Origin of the sequence: Aeromonas sp. 604176, assembly GCF_049170755.1 — a bacterium.
Classification (GTDB): Bacteria; Pseudomonadota; Gammaproteobacteria; order Enterobacterales; family Aeromonadaceae; genus Aeromonas; species Aeromonas veronii_A.
The window spans coordinates 1-1,084 of sequence record NZ_JAAKNE010000266.1 but is presented as its reverse complement, the minus strand read 5'-3'; the positions used below and the strand labels follow the sequence as shown (position 1 = coordinate 1,084).

Sequence of the window (1,084 nt, the reverse complement as noted above, 5' to 3'; positions counted from 1 at the left end):
GATGGCAGCTGGGCCCGCTACAAGCTGATGCTGGCAGACGGGGTGGAGACCAGCAACGACTGGACCGCCAGCGATTCGAGCCTCAATACCCGTCAGGTGTTTGCCGAGATCGGCAATCTGGCGAGCTTCGACGGCCCCTTCAAGAATGCGGTGCTGTGGGCGGGCAAGCGCTTTGATCGCGACAACTTTGACATCCACTGGCTCGATTCCGACGTGGTGTTCCTGGCCGGTACCGGCGGCGGTGTCTACGACGTGCAGCTGGCCGATAGCTGGAAGGCCAACTTCTCTCTCTATGGCCGCGATTACGGCGACATCAGCGCCAGCGGTCTTTCCGATATCGAGAGCTACATCCTCACCATGAACAACCGCGTCGGTAACTGGCAGTGGATGGTGAACGGTCTCTCGGCAAAGGACAATGACGCCCGCATCAATGACAAGGGGGCGGGCAGCGAGGCGGCGGACAAGGGGGCACACACCCTGCTGGCCTACCACGGCGAGAGCTTCTTTGGCCTCAACCCCGGTTTTGCCAAGGCGGCGGTGCTGTACGGTCATGGGCTGGGGGCCGAGGTCAAGGGGCTGGGCTCTGACAGCGAGCTGTTGCCGGACGCCGATTCGGTGCGGGTCGCCGTGTTTGGCGCTACCGATCTTAATCCGCGCTGGCGTTTTGCCCCGGCCCTGCTGGCCGAGCAGAGTCAGGATCGCTACGTGAAAGGGGACGAGTACCGCTGGCTCACCTTCAATACCCGGGTGGCGCAGGTGCTGAGCCAGAACGTCGAGCTGGTCTACGAGGTGGCCTGGCAGTACATGGATCTCGATCCCAAGGGCTACAAGGGACGCCAGGCGGTGAACGGCAATTTCACCAAGCTCACCTTCGCCCCCACCTTCAAGGCGCAGACCGCCGGTTTCTTCGAGCGGCCTGAGCTTAGGGTCTTCGCCACCTGGATGGACTGGTCCTCCGAGCTCGACAACTACGCCAGCGACGATGCCATGGGTCAGAGCAACTTCACCGCCGGTGGCGAGTGGAACTTTGGCGTACAGATGGAAACCTGGTTCTAGTTCGTTATCCCGATCACAAAAATGGCAG

The 1,084-nt window shown here is 61.7% G+C and carries 1 protein-coding gene; it reads left to right on the top strand.

Annotated elements, in window-relative coordinates:
* Positions 1-1,056, top strand: a 1,056-nt coding sequence (locus G5358_RS21230; RefSeq protein ID WP_421324895.1) for a carbohydrate porin, incomplete at its 5' end; no start/stop codon positions are given.
* Between the last annotated feature and the right edge of the window lie 28 nt (positions 1,057-1,084).